Below are 16,270 nucleotides of genomic sequence, written 5' to 3' on the forward strand. Positions count from 1 at the left end.
GCCGCTCATGCTGCTTCCCCCGGCCGGAGATCGCGGGCCAGGCGGAAACCGGCGAAGATCTGCCTGCGGATCGGGTGGTCCCAGTTGCGGAAGGTGGCGCGGCATGCCACCGGATCGGTGCCGAAGGAACCGCCGCGCAGGACGCGGTAATCACCGTCGAAGAAGACCTCGGAGTACTCGCGGTAGGGGAAGGCGCGGAACCCCGGGTAGCCGTCGAAGCGGGAGGCGGTCCACTCCCAGACATCACCGATCAGCTGGTGCACGCCCGCCGGCGTCGCGCCCGCGGGGTAGGCGCCGACATCGGCCGGCTCCAGATGGCGCTGGCCCAGATTGGCGTGCGCGGCATCGGGTTCGGTCTCGCCCCACGGGTAGCGGCGCGAGCGGCCGGTGCCGGAGTCGTAGCGGGCGGCCTTCTCCCATTCGGCCTCGGTGGGCAGGCGTTTACCCGCCCAGCGGGCGTAGGCCTCGGCCTCGAACCAGCACACGTGCACCACCGGCTGATGCGGACGCAACGGCGTCAGCACGCCGAATACCCGCCGCCACCATGTGCCGTCCGTATCGCGCTCCCAGAACTGCGGCGCCACCAGATCCGCCTCGAGGCGATGCGACCAGCCGCGGTCGGACCACAGCTCGGGACGCTCGTAGCCGCCGTCGGCGATGAAGGCCAGGTACTGCTCGTTGGTGACGGGCGCGGCGTCGATGGCGAAGCCCGGCACATGCGCCAGATGCGCGGGCCGCTCGTTGTCGAGCGCCCACGGGTCGGTGGAGGTGCCCATGGTGAACTGCCCGGCCGGGATGATCACCTCGCCGGTCACCGCGGCGGTGCCGGTGGGCGCGGCAGGAGCCGACAGCACCGGTGCGCCGGCCCGCAACTGGTGGGTGGCCAGCATCGTTTCGTCGTGCTGCTGCTCGTGCTGGGCGATCATGCCGAAAGCGAACCCACCCTCGACCAGCGGTGTGCCGCGCAAGCTGCTGCGCTCCAGCACATCCCACACCTTCTCGCGCACCGTGCCGACGTACGCGCGGGCCTGGCTCGGATTCAGCAACGGCAGCGACGGACGGTTGGCGCGCGCGTGTTTGAACGCGTCGTAGAGCTCATCGATATCGGCGCGCACCGGCTCGCGGCCGCCGACGTCACGCACCAGCCACAGTTCTTCCTGATTGCCGATATGGGCCAGATCCCATACCAGCGGGCTCATCAGCCGCGAATGTTGCGCGACGAGTTCGGCTTCGTCCAGGCAGTCGGTAAGCGCGGCGCTGCGCGCTCGGGCCCGGTTCAGCGTCTCCGCGATGCGGGAACGGAGCTGTTCGGTCTCGGCTGTGTCCTCGGCGGGCAAGTGGATGGTCACGATGGAACTCCGTGTGCTGGTCGGTCGATGATTGTCAGGGCACGCGATGCGCGTGGCAGCGGCTCTACCAGGCCGTCGGCATGCGGAATGGGCGTGGATGCGGGACTCACGACATGGGCGCCGACGCTGTCGAGCTCGCGAGGCCGCCCGCTCATGGGGCGCTCCCGGATTCGGGCGGGCCCGGCTGCCGGGCACTGCGACAGCGCTGTGCGGCGGCGTGGATGGCTTCGGCGGCAGTGGGGGTCGCGGCATGGGTGGCCGCGGCGTCGAGTAAGTCGGTGGCGGCGGATCGGATCTCGGGGTCGGCCAGGCCGCAGCGGGCGGCGTCGAGCCAGCGTCCTGCCGTCGGGGCGGCGATGGTCGTGGCTTCGGCGACCACGGCCTGGGTCGACATCAACGCATCGATGACGTCGATCGGGACCGTCCAGCTCTGTTCCGGCTGCGCGTCGAGGTAGCGGACCTCGAGATGCCCGGACGGCCGGACCGGCGGGAACATGGTGGTCAGGTGGTAGTCGAGATCGCTGCGGTCGGGACGGCGGCCGATCTCGTCGTCCAGGGCGCCGGAGAGCCAGTCGGCGAAGGTGGCGCCGGGCGGGGCGGCCCAGGAGCAGTCGGCCGGGGCCGACCCGGCCTCCGGCTCACGGGACCGCACACACAACAGCGGCGCGTCCAACGCCCAGCGGGCATAACCGGCGATCGGATCGGCCCAGTCCTCGACCGGAGGGCGGGTCCGGGAATGGTCGAGCCGCAACCAGGTGCGCATGCGCTGCGAAGCCCACTCCCCCGCCGGTGCGCCGCGCAGTTCGGGTGAACACGCGAAGGCGGCCAATAAGGCGGGGCCGATGGCGTACAGGGCGGTCCAGCGCGCGCCGACCTCGGCAGGATCGGCGCCCGCGTCGACGCTGATCTGCGTCGCGGCGGTATTGCACATCATGAGTTTGCCGAACGGACCGAGACTGGCCAGATAGCGCTCCATGGCCTGATAGCGGGGCAGCCGCAGCACGCGGCGGGCGCGGCGGCCGGCATCGGCGGCGGCGGAAACCATGCCCACACACTGGGTTTCGAGGAGTTTGCGCAGCATCTCGGTGTCGGCACGCAGCTGCGCGGCAAGCTCTTCGGCGGAGGGATACGGTGCGCTGGACAGTTCGATCTGACCGCCGGGTTCGATGGTGACCCGGCTGCCACCCGGCAGCGCGAGCGCGGGCGAATCGGGGGCGATGGACCGTGGCGCGTACGGTCCGAGGGCATCCGCCAGCAGGTCGAGCGGCGGACGCGGAGCGGCCGTCGGGCCTGACGCCGGACACTCACCGTGTGTGGTGAGCCATTCGAGTTCGGCGCCGATCAGCCCGGGCGGGCCGAGTTTGAAGCAGACGCCACCGATGTAGGCCTCCGCCGCCGCGCGGGAGGACAGCTCCCGGTCGGCGGCGATCGGCCCCGCCTGCCTGCGCTCGAGGGTGACCGCCATGCTCGACCTCCAGGTGATTGCGGTGCGCGGTGGATCTGCGGCGCGTGGATCGTCGGGTTGTTCGGTGCTGCGGTAGGGCGTGGGATCTGGCGTGTGGGTGTCGCGGCGTCGCTGCCGGTGGATTCCAGGGTAGCCAGGGGTACCGACAAGTAATCGCGAAGCGAGCGGCCGATCGAACCGATATCGTCGTCGGCATGCTGAATGAGCAGCGGATACGGGCGGACACCCCCGGCGTCGGAGACGGTCTGGTCTTCCTCGACAGCGCGGGATCGTCGCTGCCGCCGCGGGTGGTCACCGATACCGTCATCGCCCATCTGCGCCGGGAGGCCGAGGTCGGCGGCTATCGCGCGGCCAACGAACGGCTCGACGATCTGGCCGCGGTCAAGCGGTCGATCGCCACGCTCATCAACGCCACACCGGCGAGCATCGCGCTCAGCGACAGCGCCACCCGGTCCTGGGCCGATTTCTTCTACTCGGTCCCGCTCGGTCCGGGCGACCGCATCCTGATCTCGGGTTCCGACTACGCCAGCAACGCCATCGCCGCCCTCCAACGGGCCCGCGCCACCGGCGCCACCGTCGAGCACATCCCCAGCGATCCCACCGGCCAACTCGACCTCGACGCCTTCGCCGCCCAGGTCGACGACCGGGTGAAGCTGGTGTCACTGCTGCACGCGCCGACCAACGGCGGCCTGGTCAATCCGGCCGCCGAGGCCACCCGGATCGCGCACGACGCCGGTGCGCTGGTGCTGCTGGACGCCTGCCAGTCCGCCGGGCAGATCCCGCTCGACGTCGCCGAACTCGGTGTGGACGCGCTGTCGGCCACCGGACGCAAGTGGTTGCGCGGCCCGCGCGGCACCGGATTCCTGTACGTGCGTCCAGAATTGGCCGCGTCCATGGAGCCCGAGCGCCTGGACCTGCACAGTGCGGAGTGGACCGCCCCCGACGCCTACCGCCTCGCCCCCGACGCGAGCCGCTTCGAATTCTGGGAACACGACGTGGCTGCCCGGCTCGGCCTCGGCGCCGCCGTCGACTACCTGCTCGAACTCGGGCCCGAGCAGGTCTACGCCGCGATCGCCGCCCGTGCGGAATACCTGCGCAAGGGCCTGGCCGAGATCGCCGGCGTAACGGTGCGCGATCTCGGGATCCGGCACAGCGGGATCGTGTCGTTCACCGTCGATGCGGTGGCCCCGATCGAGGTGCGGGATCGGCTGGCCGCCCAGGACATCACCGTCACCGTCAGCCACCGCAGCTCGACGCTGCTGGACATGACCGGCCGCGCGCTCGACGCCGTGGTGCGCGCCTCGCCGCACTGTTTCGTCGGCTTCGACGAATTGGACCGGTTCCTCGCCGCCGTCGCGGAACTCTGACGGGCGCCGGCGATGTCGCAGCGTGAGCTGATCGTCCTCGGCACCGCGAGCCAGGTGCCGACCAAACAGCGCAACCACAACGGCTACCTGCTGCGGTGGGGCGCCGAGGGCATCCTGTTCGATCCGGGCGAAGGCACGCAGCGGCAGATGATCCACGCCGGTGTGTCGGTCACCGACCTCACTCGGATCGCCATCACCCATTTCCACGGCGACCACTGTCTCGGACTGGCGGGAGTGGTGCAGCGGATCAATCTGGACAAGGTGCCGCATCCGATCAACGCCTACTATCCGGCCTCCGGCGAGCAGTACTTCGAGCGGCTGTGCGAGGCCGGCGTCTACTACCGCACCGTCGAACTGAACCGGCATCCGATCGCCGAACCGGGCCCACTCGACGCGCCGGGCGCGCCGTTCCATCTCACCGCGGCCCGGCTCTCGCATCCGGTGGAGGCCTTCGGCTACCGCATCACCGAACCCGACGGCCATCGCATCCGACCGGAGCGGCTCGAGGCCATCGGGCTGCATGGGCCCGCGGTGGGCCGGTTGCAGCGCGACGGCCGCATCGACTGGCACGGCCGCACGGTCACCCTGGACGAGGTGAGCATGCGCCGTCCCGGACAGAGTGTCGCCTTCGTCATGGACACCCGGTTGTGCCCGGCCGTGTACGAACTCGCCGCCGGGGTGGACATGCTCGTCATCGAGGCCACCTTCCTCGACGCCGACGCCGGGCTCGCAGAGGAGTACGGCCACCTCACCGCCGGCCAGGCGGCCCGGGTGGCAGCCGAGGCGGGCGTGCGCACCCTGGTACTGACCCATTTCTCGCAGCGCTACCGCACCCTCGACGAACACTTCACCGAGGCGGCAAAGGAATTCGACGGAACCATCGTCATCGCCGAAGACCTGGCCCGGATCCCGCTGCCACCGCGCCGCTAGCCGCATACCGCTCGCCCCAAGGGAATTCGCGCAGCGGAATCGGACATCGCGCACCGTCGGCGTGTTCGGTGCGCGCCACGCCGAGGCGGCGCGCGCCGGGCTCGCGGCAGACCGGGCTACTATCCCTGAGCCGGTCGGCGGCGACGCCGCCCAACCGGCGCAGGCGGTGCGGCGGGGTTCAGGCGCGCGGTTCAGGGGCGGCCGATCGGACAACCCGCGACGCACCCGCCATTTCATGCGTGAATGTGGCGCTGACCAGCGCACACACGGAGGGGGTTAACGCGAGGCTCGAACAGCGGGATAGTTGAGGCAGGTCGGTTGGCGGCCCCGTGTGGCCGGTGAGGAGCGGGTGCGTTGAGCAGGTTCACCGAGGAGATGTACGCGACGGCGCGCGAGACCACGCGCGGGCTGGTGACCGGGGAACCGGATGCACCGCTGCGGCAGACGTGGGGCGAGATCCATCGGATCGCGCGGCGCATGGCGGGCGGTCTGGCCGCCGCCGGAATCGGCCACGGCGACGCGGTCGGGGTGCTGGCCGGCATGCCGGTCGATATCGCACCCGCCTGTCAGGGCGTGTGGATGCGCGGCGCCTCGATCACCATGCTGCATCAGCCGACCCCGCGCACCGATCTGGCGGTCTGGGCCCGTGATACCGAAACCGTGCTGAGCATGATCGAGGCGCGGGCGGTGATCCTCGGTGCACCGTTCGAGGCGGCTGAGCCGCTGCTGCGTGAGCGCGGCATCGCCGTGGTTCGGGTCGACCAGTTACGCGACGGCGAGGACACCGAGCCGCTGCCCACCGACGAGGCCGATATCGCGTTGCAACAACTGACTTCGGGCTCCACCGGTTCGCCCAAGGCCGTGCGGATCACCCATGAGAACTTCTTCGTCAACGCCTACGCCATGTTCAACCGGGTGAAGTTCCAGCTCGACAATGACGTGATGGTCAGCTGGCTGCCGCTGTTCCACGATATGGGCATGGTCGGATTCCTCAGCGTGCCGATGCAATTCGGCGCCGAGGTGGTCTGCGTGACGCCGATGGATTTCCTGCAGCGGCCGATCCTGTGGGCCGAGCTGATCGACAAATATCGCGGCACCGTCACCGCCGCACCGAATTTCGCGTACTCGCTGCTGGCGCGCCGACTCGATCAGGCCGAAGGGTCGACGCTGGACCTGAGCTGCGTGCGCTATATGTGGAACGGCGCCGAACCGGTCGATCCGGACACCATGGAAAAGCTCGCCGCCGCCGGGCAACGCTTCGGGCTCAATCCGATGGCGCTCACCCCGGTCTACGGGATGGCCGAAACCACCCTCGCGGTGTCGATTCCCGATCCCGGGCACGGCCAGGTGCTCGACGTGGTCGACGCCGATCTGCTCGAAGCCCTCGGCAAGGCCGTTCCGGTGCATGATCAGCACTCCCACCACGGCAATATCCGCAGGCTGCCGACGCTGGGCTATCTGGTCGACGACCTGGAGGGCCGCATCGTCGACGCCGAACGTCAGCCGCTGCCGACCCGGTCGGTGGGCGTGATCGAATTGCGTGGCCCCGCCGTCACTTCCGGATATGTGACCGTCGAAGGTTTCCGCTCGGCCCAGGACGCCGACGGCTGGCTCGACACCGGCGATATCGGTTACTTCACCGAAGAAGGGCTGATCGTGGTGTGCGGCCGGATCAAGGACGTGATCATCATGGCCGGCCGCAACATCTTCCCCACCGATATCGAACGGGCCGCGATGCGCGTCAAGGGCGTGCGTCCCGGCAACGCGGTCGCGGTGCGGTTGGACGCCGGGCAGAAGCGGGAGAGTTTCGCGGTGGTGGTGGAAAGCAACGATCACCACAACCCCGACGAGGTCAAACGCATCGAACGCGAGATCGTGCACGCGGTGTTCTCCGAGGTGGGCGTGCGCCCGCGCACGGTCGCGGTACTCGGCCCCGGCGCTCTGCCGAAGACGTCATCGGGCAAGCTGCGCCGCGCCGCCACCGCCGTGCACCTGCACTAATGCAGCTGGTTCTGCGCGGTCTCCAGCCCAACCCGCAGCAGTAGCTCCACGGCATCGGCGGCCTGCTCGACGAGCACCGGCACCTCTTTGCGCTCCGGCGCGGAGAACGGCTTGAGCACGTAATCCGCCGGATCCTGCCTGCCGGGCGGGCGGCCGATGCCGATGCGGGTGCGCAGATAGTCCTTGGTGGTCAGCGCCTGGGACACCGAGCGCAGGCCGTTGTGCCCGCCTTCGCCACCGCCGCGCTTGAGCCGGATCGCGCCGAACGGCAGATCGAGTTCGTCGTGCACGACGATCACCTCGGTCGCCGGGACCGAGAAGAACCGGGCCAGCGCCGCCACCGGACGGCCGGACAGGTTCATATAGGAGCGTGGCTTGGCGATCAGCACCTGACGGCCGTCGAGCCGGGCCGTGAGCAGATCGGCGCCGGACTTCTTGTGCACGCTGAAACGGCCGCCGACGCGCTCGGCGAGCACGTCGGCGACCAGAAAGCCCACATTGTGCCTGGTGCGCTCGTACTCGGGCCCGGGGTTACCGAGCCCGACGACGAGCGCGGGCGTGGAGTCGGTCATCGAGACAACCGATGCGCGAGGCTTATTCGGCGCTCTCGCCCTCGGCCTCGGCTTCGCCCTCACCCTCGGTCTCGGCGGCGGCGGCCGGCGCGGCGATGACGTTGACGATCAGGGTCTCGGCGTCGACCGCCAGGCTGACGCCCGCGGGCAGCTGCAGGTCGGCGGCGGTGATCTGGGTGCCGGCCTCGACATCCTCGACCGAGACCTCGATGGTCTCGGGAATGTTCAGCGCGTCGGCCTCGATGGAGACGGTGGTGGCGTCCTGGGTGACCAGGGTGCCGGGAGCCGCGTCGCCGACGACGGTGACGGTGACGTCGGCGGTGACCTTCTCACCCTTCTTGATGATCAGCAGGTCGGCGTGCTCGATGTAGCGACGGATCGGGTGCACGACGACCGACTTGGTCAGCGCCAGCTGCTTCTTGCCGTCGATCACGAGGTTGAGCACCGCGTTGGTGCCGTGCTCACGCAGGATCGCCGCGAACGCCTGGGCGTTGAGCGCCAGGTGCTGGGGATCGGACTGGTGGCCGTACAGCACGGCGGGGACGTTGCCGTCGCGACGGGTGCGGCGGGCCGCGCCCTTGCCGAACTCGGTGCGGACTGCGGCTTCGAGAAGGTTGGCGTCGGACATGACCTGATCTACTCCTACGGCTCTTCCGGGCTGGTCAACGGTGGCGCCAGGAACGTGGGAGCCCTGGCTCGGTTGGTCTACTCGTCGGGCGAAGACAACAACGAGGACGGCCGGAAGCCGAGCCGCGTCGATCACGGTGTCGCAAAGTCTGCGGTCACCCTCGCCGAGACAACCTGAACACCATAGCGCAAGGCCGCCGCCGACCTGGAATCGGGTGGTCAGCGCCGCGATGACTCGGCGTCGTTTCGGTCCAGTACGCTGGACCGGTTGCCATATTCTCGCATTCCCCCGAAAGGTTGCCGCTGTTGACCGCCTCCACTGACGGCGCTGTCTCGTCCGGTTCACGCGGGCTGCCCGCCGAGGTGTCGAGGCGGCGGACCTTCGCCGTCATCTCCCATCCGGACGCCGGTAAGTCCACGCTCACCGAGGCGCTGGCGCTGCACGCCAAGATGATCTCCGAGGCGGGCGCCATCCACGGCAAGGCGGGACGCAAGTCCACGGTGTCGGACTGGATGGAGATGGAGAAGGCGCGCGGCATCTCGGTCAGCTCGACCGCGTTGCAGTTCAACTACCGGGCCGCGGGCTCCGATATCGACAATGTGATCAATCTGGTCGACACCCCCGGTCACTCGGACTTCTCCGAGGACACCTATCGCGTGCTCACCGCCGTCGACGCGGCGGTCATGCTGATCGACGCGGCCAAGGGCCTGGAGCCGCAGACGCTGAAGCTGTTCCAGGTCTGCCGCCACCGCGGCATCCCGGTCATCACCGTCATCAACAAATGGGACCGTCCCGGCCGGGCACCGCTGGAGCTGCTCGACGAAATCGACGAGCGGATCGGGCTGACCCCGACCCCGCTGTTCCTGCCGGTCGGCATCGCCGGCGATTTCCGCGGCCTGCTGCGTCGCGGCGCCGACGGCGAGGCGGTCGAATACATCCACTTCACCCGCACCGCGGGCGGCGCGACCATCGCGCCGGAGGAATCGCTGACCCCGGAGCAGGCCGAGGCCCGCGAGGGCGAGGCGTGGACCACCGCGGCCGAGGAGAGCGAACTGCTTTCGGCCACCGGCCAGGACCACGATCAGGAACTGTTCCTCGCCGGGCAGACCTCGCCGGTCATCTACGCCTCGGCGATGCTGAACTTCGGTGTGCGCCAGCTGCTGGAGACGCTGGTGGCGCTGGCCCCGGCGCCGGCCGGGCGGCGCGATATCGACGGCGGTATGCGCGAGACCTCCGATCCGTTCAGCGCGGTGGTGTTCAAGGTGCAGGCCGGGATGGATACCGCGCACCGCGACCGGCTGGCGTTCATGCGGATCGTGTCGGGTGAGTTCGAGCGCGGCATGGTCGTCACGCACGCGCAGACCGGGCGCCCGTTCGCCACGAAGTACGCGCTGACGGTGTTCGGCCGCGAACGCGCCACCGTCGATACCGCCTACCCCGGCGACGTGGTAGGCCTGGTGAACGCGACCGCGCTGGCGCCGGGGCACACCCTGTACGTGGACAAAAAGGTGGAGTTCCCGCCGATCCCGTCGTTCGCGCCGGAGCATTTCGCGGTGCTGCGGGCGCAGAGCGCGGGCAAGTACAAGCAGTTCCGCAAGGCCATCGACCAGCTCGACTCCGAGGGCGTGGTGCAGGTGCTGCGCAACGACGCGCGCGGCGACGCCTCCCCGGTGCTCGCCGCGGTCGGCCCGATGCAGTTCGAGGTGGTCACCGCCCGGATGCAGGCCGAGTACAACGTCGAGACGCAGATGGATCATCTGCCCTACACACTGGCCCGCCGCACCGACGCCGCCTCGGCCGAGGAGCTGGGCCGCCAGCGCGGGGTGGAGGTGTTCACCCGCAGCGACGGCGCGCTGCTGGCGCTGTTCAGCGACAAGTGGCGGTTGCAGTACATCGAGAAGGAGCATCCGGGGCTGACCCTCGAACCGCTCGTCGCCACCGCCGACTGAGCGGAGTCGACTCGGCCCCGAGCCGGACGGTCCATCCGTGACCGGGGCACGCCACCCGTGAACGCGCGGTTCACGTCGGGGCCGGTTCGACCGGTGAGCCCGGCGTTCAGCCCGCCTCCGGCTCGCGTTCCACCGATTCGAGCCCGGAATCCCTGGCGATCAAACCCCACCGGCTGGAGGTCAGCCGCAGGCTCGGCAGGTCGCTGAGTGAGAGCACCACTTCATAGGTGCGTTCGTAGCCGGTGTGCGAGATCCGCCAGTGCCCGTCATCGCAGCGGATATAGCGGTCGGAATAGAACGCCGCACCGCGCAGCAGCATGTTGTGCTCCGGGATGAGCACGGTATCGGCCAGGTACCAGGTGCCGGTGGCGGTGTCGCCGTCGATATCGATCTCGGGGTGGTCGCAGCGGTGTTCGGTGATGACGTGCGGGCCCAGCGTATTGCGCATGAACGCGATGAACGCCTCGCGGGATTCGAATTGCAGGTACTCGCTGTAGGTGGCCGTCGCCTCCGCGACCATGGTGTCGGCGAATTCGTCCCACTGCTTGGTGTCCAGCGTGCGCAGGTATCGGTACTTCAAACGGCAAATCTCGGACACGTCGTCGCGCGCACCGTTCTCGGGTACCGGTATCGACCCCGGCATCCGTCCGAACAGAACCCGGCCGACCGGTTCCCGCTCTGCGCCCGACTCGGAGTCCCTACGCTCCTCGTCCTGGTCCATACCTCAACGATCCCACCAGTAACCGGGCATACCGAACTATTGGCGAGATCTGTATCAGATCGCTATCACCGGGCGAACCCGCGACGGCGCCGGATCAGCCGCCGATGGTGAAGCAGGTGCGGCAGAAATCCTCGCCGAATTCGGTCAGGCGCAGGCTCTTGCGCACGATCTTGGGCGCGCGACCGGCCTTCTTCAGCGCCGCCTCCACCACCGGTTGCACCTCGAGCACCATGTAGCGGCTGAGCACCACCGGATCGTCGGAGGTCAGCGTCAGGCCGAGGCGGTTGAGGTTGATCAGGTAGGACCGGGCCCGGTCCGGGTAGCGCACGCCGGCCTGTTCGGGCACCGAGGTCAGATCGCCGGAGACCAGCTCCGAGCCGATGCCGAGCGGACGGTTGGTGCGCACGTCGACCGAGGGCTGCGGGCCGTTGAGCGCCATGAAGCGCAGGATGCGGGCCTCGTCGGGAGCCAGTTCGTCGAGGATGCGGTCGTAGGCGGGATGCACTTCCTCGGTGAAGTACACATCGGCCGAGCGGGCCAGCAGCGCGTCACCGCGCCTGCGCAGCTCCTCGACGCTGGCCGAGCGCAGGTAGGACCCCATCTGCAGAGCCTGCTGACCGGCGCTCTGCGGATTGGGCACATAACTGACGATCTCGCGCACCGACCCCTCGGTGACCCCGAGCGCACTGCGCGCGATCGAGCGCAGTGCGTTACCGGTGCGCTCGGCGATCTCCGCCGAGGACTCGCCGTCGAGGGCGGCCTGAGTGATCTCGCGGGTCATCTCATAGGAGGTCTCCACCGCCCACTGCCCGCCGCGCACCACCGTGCCCGCGGCCAGTCCGGCGGCCCGGAACACGCCGCGAATCAACCGCGCCTCATTGCTGATCTGCCGCTGTTCGACATCCGAGCTGCGTTCCACAGCACGGGAACCGGCCCGGGCCACGTCCTGTCCGGTCCTGTCGTCTGCCACGTCCTACTCCGATGTATCGCCAGGTGAACGAATCCGCTCACAGATTATTGCCCACCAGTCACGATCAGATGTGGTGGTGGCCATTGTCCCCACCCTCGCGTAGAACCACGACATCACAGGAGGGCACTGTGGTAAACGTCTCAGACACTACCTGTGGTGCGAGGCACTCGCGCTTGGAGTCGGCGCCGCACGTCACATAAGGTCCTGCTGCCGACGGGGTGCTAATTTGAGGTGCCGGTGAGGCGGCGATCACCGGGTATCGGCAGGAGGGTGTCGTGTTAGAGAGCGTTTTCGGGGTCCACCCGACGATCCTCCTCGAGCTTTTGACCATTCCGCTTTTCACTGGCGTCATCGGCTACATCACCAACTGGACCGGTGTGCTGATGCTGTTCCGGCCGATCGCATTCCACGGCATCCACGTTCCCGGCCTGCGCGCACTGTATCCATTCCTGCCCAAGCGAATTCAGGTCCTGCCGCTGCTCAGCTACGACGGGCGCATGGGCTGGCAGGGAATCGTGCCCTCGCGGGCGGACAAAATGGCGAGCATCGCCGTGGACAAGGGTTTGTCGAAACTGGGCAGCGTCGCCGATTTCTATCGCGAACTCGAGCCGGACGCACTGGCCGAACACCTGGCCAGCATCGCCAACGATCAGATCCGCGACATCGTCGAGGAAATCCTGCGCCGCGAACATCCGCAGCTCTGGTACAACTTGCCGAGCCAGGTGCGCGAGATGGTGCACGACCGGGTCCGCGCCCAGCTGCCGGATATCCTGCGCGAACTCACCGAAGAACTCGGCGCCAATATCGATCAGTTGCTCGATGTCAAGCAAATGGTCATCCGCTATTTCCAGGCGCGTCCACAATTGCTCAATCAGCTGTTCCAGGTACTCGGTGCCAAGGAACTGCGGTTCATGCAGAACTTCGGCTTCTACTTCGGCGCGCCGATGGGTGCGGTGCTGGTGGCGGTGCTGCATCTGACCGGCTGGCCGACGCTGGCCGTGCTGCCGATCGGCGGCGTGATCATCGGCTGGGTGGTCAACTGGGTCGGCATCAACATGATCTTCGCCCCCGCCGAGCCGAAATGGTGGTGCCCGTGGCGTCAAGGTTTGTTGATCAAGCGGCAGCCCGAAATCACCGCCGGTTACGCCGAATTGGTGTCCGGGCAGGTGGTGACGGTGGCCAATATCGGTGACGAGCTGTTGAACGGCCCGCGCTCGGACCGCACCATGCAGATGCTCGAGGACACCCTGCGCCCGGCGGCCGACCGCGCGCTGGGCCCGGCCCGCAGCGCGGTCAAGTTCGTGCTCGGCAGCCGCGAGTACGACGCGCTGCAATCGACGCTCACCAGCGAGGCCATGGCCATCGCCCCGATCGCCTTCGCCGATCCGGACTTCAACGTCCGCCAGGGCAGGCAGATCAACGACTACATCGCCAAACAAATGTCGGCGCTGTCCCCGACCGACTTCGTGGAAATGCTGCGATCGGCGATCAAACAGGACGAATGGTTGCTTTTCGTCCATGGCGGTGTGCTCGGGCTCTTCGCCGGATACGCTCACATTCTGGTCTTCGGGACAGGAGTGGCGACTACATGGATCTGACCGGCTCAGCGGCATCGGCGGCGTCCTCGGATCCCGGCGGTGCCGATGAGCCGGTGGTCGATCCGGCAGCGGCGTCCGCCGAGGTCGCGCGCCTGTTCGAATACGGCACCGAGGCGAAGCTGCCCGCGGTCCGGCCCCATCCACTGCGCCGTCCCATCACCACCGTGCGCACCGCCAGCGGTGTGGTGCGGGTGGCCTGGTCGACGGTCACCGGCGCCGCGGGCTGGGGAGTCGGCACCGTCCTCGACGTGACCGGGACGGTGGTGCGGCGCAGTGCCGCCGGTGTGCCGCCCGCCGAAATCCGGGCCGAAGCCGAGGCGGAGGTGCGGGCCGCGCTGCGCCGCGCCCTCGGACTTCCCGAGACAGAACAGTCCCGCCGCCCCACCAGCGCACCCACCCTGCGGGAGCAGGGCGCCGCGCTGCTGCGGCTGTCGGCCAGCACCCACGCCGGCGACGAGGGCCACCCCGCCTTCGCCAACATCCTCGCCGAGATCACCCCCGACGAGGCACGCATCCTGCGCTACCTGCGCACCGACGGTCCGCAGCCCGCTATCGAGGTGCACGGCGGCCGGCTCAGCCGCCTGGGCGCCGAACGGCTCGGACTGCGCCAGGAATCAGGCCTGACCCTGCTCGGCGAGCACGCCGGGCTGCGATTTCCGAACCGCATCCAGCACTACCTGACCAACCTGCGCAGGCTCGGATTGCTCGAGCTGGCCAAGGAGCCGGTCGGCAACCCGAACCGCTATCAGCTACTCGAGGCGCAATCGCCGGTGCGCGAACTGCTCAAGCGTTCCGGGTTCGGCACCAAGGTGTCCTACCGCAGCATCATCCTCACCGGGTTCGGTGCGGAGTTCGTACAGACGTGTCTGCCGATCGTGCTGCACGAGGGGCCGGCGGCGGAGACGAGCTAGGCGTCGTCGGCGAGCTCCAGCCAGCGCTCTTCGGCAGCTTCCTTTTCCGCCAGCACTTGTTTCAACTCGGCACCGAGGCTGATCAGCTTGTCCGGGTCGGTGGCGGCGTCGGCGAGGGCGGCGTGCAGCTTCTGTTCGCGTTCGGCGAGCTTGTCGATGGTGCGTTCCAGCTTGGCCAGTTCTTTGCGCGCGGCGCGGTAGGCGGCCGAATCGGTGACGGGGGCGCTCTCGCCGGTGGCCGGCTTCGTTGCGCTCACGCGGCCCTGCTGGGCTTCGCGGCGCTTCAGGTACTCCTCGATCCCGCCGGGCAGGTTGGTCAGCTTGCCGTCGCCGAACAGCGCCCAGGTGGAATCACAGATGCGTTCGATCAGGTAGCGGTCGTGGCTGATCACGACCAGGGTGCCTGCCCAGTTGTCGAGCAGGTCCTCCAGTTGTTGCAGGGTGTCGATATCGAGGTCGTTGGTCGGCTCGTCGAGCAGCAGCACGTTCGGTTCCGACATCAGGATCCGGGTCAGCTGCAGCCTGCGGCGCTCACCACCGGACAGATCGCCGACCGGGGTGCGCTGCCGGGCGGGAGTGAAGCCGAGCCGCTCGGCCAGCTGACCGGCCGATATCTCCTTGTCGCCGAGCATGATCCGCATGGCGACCTGCTGCACGGCCTCGAGCACCCGCATATCGGTGGGCAGGTCGTCGAGTTCCTGGCGCAGCCAGCCGATCTGCACGGTCTGGCCCTGAATCCGCTTGCCCGCGGCCAGTTCCGCGTCACCGGCGAGGGCGCGCAACAGCGTGGTCTTACCGGAGCCGTTGACGCCGACCAGACCGACCCGCTCCCCCGGCGCGAGCCGCCAGGTCAGATCGCGGACCAATTCACGTCCGTCGGGCGTGGTGAGGGTGGTGTCCTCGAGTTCGATGACGACCCGGCCGAGCCGTTTACGCGCGAAGGCGCTGAGCGAGACGCTGTCACGCGGGGGCGGCACATCGGCGATCAACGCCTCGGCCGCCTCCACCCGGTAACGCGGCTTGGAGGTGCGCGCCTGCGGGCCGCGGCGCAACCAGGCCAGCTCCTTACGGGCGAGATTGCGGCGGCGCGCCTCGGAGGCGTCGGCCTGCCTGGCGCGTTCGGCGCGGGCGAAGATCCAGTCGCCGTAGCCGCCCTCGTAGCTTTCCACCTTGCCGCCGACGACCTCCCAGGTCTGCGTGGCGACGGTGTCGAGGAACCAGCGATCGTGGGTCACCACCACCAGGGCGCTGCGGCGGGCCAGCAGATGATCGGCCAGCCAGCGCACACCCTCCACATCGAGGTGGTTGGTCGGTTCGTCGAGCACCAGCAGGTCCAGCTCGCGCACCAGCGCGGCGGCCAGCGCCACCCGGCGGCGTTCACCACCGGAGAGGTTGGTGACCGGGGTGTCCAGGCCGAGATCGGCGATGCCGATGCCCTCCATTACCGACCGGATGCGCGGGTTGGCGGCCCATTCGTGTTCGGCGACCGAGTCGGTCATGGCGTCGTCGGCCAGCCCGGCCAGCACCACGGTCCCGACGGTCGCGCCCTCGGGCAGCACTCCGCGCTGGGTCACCACGGCCATGCGCAACCCGCCGACCCGGCTGACGCGGCCGCTGTCGGGTTCCTCGATGCCGGTCAGCACCTCGAGCAGGGTGGTCTTGCCGCCACCGTTGAGGCCGACGACGCCGATCCGCTCACCCGCGTGCACGCCCAGGGAGACGTCATCGAGCAGCGGTTTGATCCCGAAACTCTTGCTGACCTGTTCGAGGTTGATCAGGTTGGACATGAAACCTTTCCGTGCCTTACCG

General features: G+C 68.8%; 13 protein-coding genes. 6 read left to right on the forward strand and 7 right to left on the reverse strand.

What is annotated here, in order from left to right:
* Nucleotides 1-5 precede the first annotated feature (5 nt).
* Both egtB and egtA read right to left on the reverse strand, forming a co-directional pair.
* Nucleotides 6-1,349, reverse strand: a complete 1,344-nt coding sequence (gene egtB, locus NOCYR_RS23320; protein ID WP_014352878.1) for an ergothioneine biosynthesis protein EgtB — start codon at nt 1,347-1,349, stop codon at nt 6-8.
* A gap of 151 nt (nt 1,350-1,500) precedes the next feature.
* Nucleotides 1,501-2,814, reverse strand: a complete 1,314-nt coding sequence (gene egtA, locus NOCYR_RS23325; protein WP_014352879.1) for an ergothioneine biosynthesis glutamate--cysteine ligase EgtA — start codon at nt 2,812-2,814, stop codon at nt 1,501-1,503.
* Between the two features lie 194 nt (nt 2,815-3,008).
* Between egtA and NOCYR_RS23330 the strand changes: the two genes are divergently transcribed.
* The 3 genes from NOCYR_RS23330 to NOCYR_RS23340 all read left to right on the forward strand — a co-directional run bounded on the left by NOCYR_RS23330 (nt 3,009) and on the right by NOCYR_RS23340 (nt 7,112).
* Complete coding sequence (locus NOCYR_RS23330; RefSeq protein WP_014352880.1) at nt 3,009-4,181, forward strand: aminotransferase class V-fold PLP-dependent enzyme; 1,173 nt, start codon at nt 3,009-3,011, stop codon at nt 4,179-4,181.
* A gap of 12 nt (nt 4,182-4,193) precedes the next feature.
* Nucleotides 4,194-5,111 carry a ribonuclease Z gene (locus tag NOCYR_RS23335; RefSeq protein ID WP_014352881.1) on the forward strand — a complete coding sequence of 306 codons (918 nt, stop codon included), beginning with the start codon at nt 4,194-4,196 and terminating at the stop codon, nt 5,109-5,111.
* A 354-nt stretch (nt 5,112-5,465) separates the two neighbouring features.
* Nucleotides 5,466-7,112 carry a fatty acyl-AMP ligase gene (locus NOCYR_RS23340; RefSeq protein WP_014352882.1) on the forward strand — a complete coding sequence of 549 codons (1,647 nt, stop codon included), beginning with the start codon at nt 5,466-5,468 and terminating at the stop codon, nt 7,110-7,112.
* Here NOCYR_RS23340 and pth read toward each other — a convergent pair.
* Nucleotides 7,109-7,684: an aminoacyl-tRNA hydrolase gene (gene pth, locus NOCYR_RS23345; protein ID WP_014352883.1), complete on the reverse strand. Its 576-nt coding sequence runs from the start codon at nt 7,682-7,684 to the stop codon at nt 7,109-7,111. The two genes, NOCYR_RS23340 and pth, sit on opposite strands and share 4 nt — an antisense overlap.
* Nucleotides 7,685-7,706: 22 nt before the next feature.
* Nucleotides 7,707-8,312 carry a 50S ribosomal protein L25/general stress protein Ctc gene (locus NOCYR_RS23350; RefSeq protein ID WP_014352884.1) on the reverse strand — a complete coding sequence of 202 codons (606 nt, stop codon included), beginning with the start codon at nt 8,310-8,312 and terminating at the stop codon, nt 7,707-7,709.
* A gap of 305 nt (nt 8,313-8,617) precedes the next feature.
* On the opposite strand from NOCYR_RS23350, the gene NOCYR_RS23355 reads away from it, so the two are divergent.
* Nucleotides 8,618-10,261: a peptide chain release factor 3 gene (locus NOCYR_RS23355; RefSeq protein WP_014352885.1), complete on the forward strand. Its 1,644-nt coding sequence runs from the start codon at nt 8,618-8,620 to the stop codon at nt 10,259-10,261.
* A 106-nt stretch (nt 10,262-10,367) separates the two neighbouring features.
* Here the strand turns inward: NOCYR_RS23355 and NOCYR_RS23360 are convergent, their stop codons facing one another.
* Both NOCYR_RS23360 and NOCYR_RS30655 read right to left on the reverse strand, forming a co-directional pair.
* On the reverse strand, nt 10,368-10,904 hold the full coding sequence (locus tag NOCYR_RS23360) for a nuclear transport factor 2 family protein (protein WP_148280740.1): 537 nt from the start codon (nt 10,902-10,904) through the stop codon (nt 10,368-10,370).
* Nucleotides 10,905-11,076: 172 nt separating this feature from the next.
* The gene (locus NOCYR_RS30655) at nt 11,077-11,952 is read right to left on the reverse strand and encodes a DUF4393 domain-containing protein (RefSeq protein ID WP_014352887.1); all 876 of its coding nucleotides are present in this window, start codon (nt 11,950-11,952) and stop codon (nt 11,077-11,079) included.
* A gap of 275 nt (nt 11,953-12,227) precedes the next feature.
* Between NOCYR_RS30655 and NOCYR_RS23370 the strand changes: the two genes are divergently transcribed.
* On the forward strand, nt 12,228-13,550 hold the full coding sequence (locus NOCYR_RS23370) for a hypothetical protein (protein WP_014352888.1): 1,323 nt from the start codon (nt 12,228-12,230) through the stop codon (nt 13,548-13,550).
* Nucleotides 13,541-14,461, forward strand: a complete 921-nt coding sequence (locus NOCYR_RS23375) for an Abi-alpha family protein (protein ID WP_014352889.1) — start codon at nt 13,541-13,543, stop codon at nt 14,459-14,461. Before NOCYR_RS23370 ends, NOCYR_RS23375 begins: the two co-directional genes overlap by 10 nt.
* Here NOCYR_RS23375 and NOCYR_RS23380 read toward each other — a convergent pair.
* Nucleotides 14,458-16,248, reverse strand: a complete 1,791-nt coding sequence (locus NOCYR_RS23380) for an ABC-F family ATP-binding cassette domain-containing protein (RefSeq protein ID WP_014352890.1) — start codon at nt 16,246-16,248, stop codon at nt 14,458-14,460. The two genes, NOCYR_RS23375 and NOCYR_RS23380, sit on opposite strands and share 4 nt — an antisense overlap.
* Nucleotides 16,249-16,270 lie beyond the last annotated feature (22 nt).

The organism is Nocardia cyriacigeorgica GUH-2 (assembly GCF_000284035.1).
GTDB classification, from domain to species: Bacteria; Actinomycetota; Actinomycetes; order Mycobacteriales; family Mycobacteriaceae; genus Nocardia; species Nocardia cyriacigeorgica_B.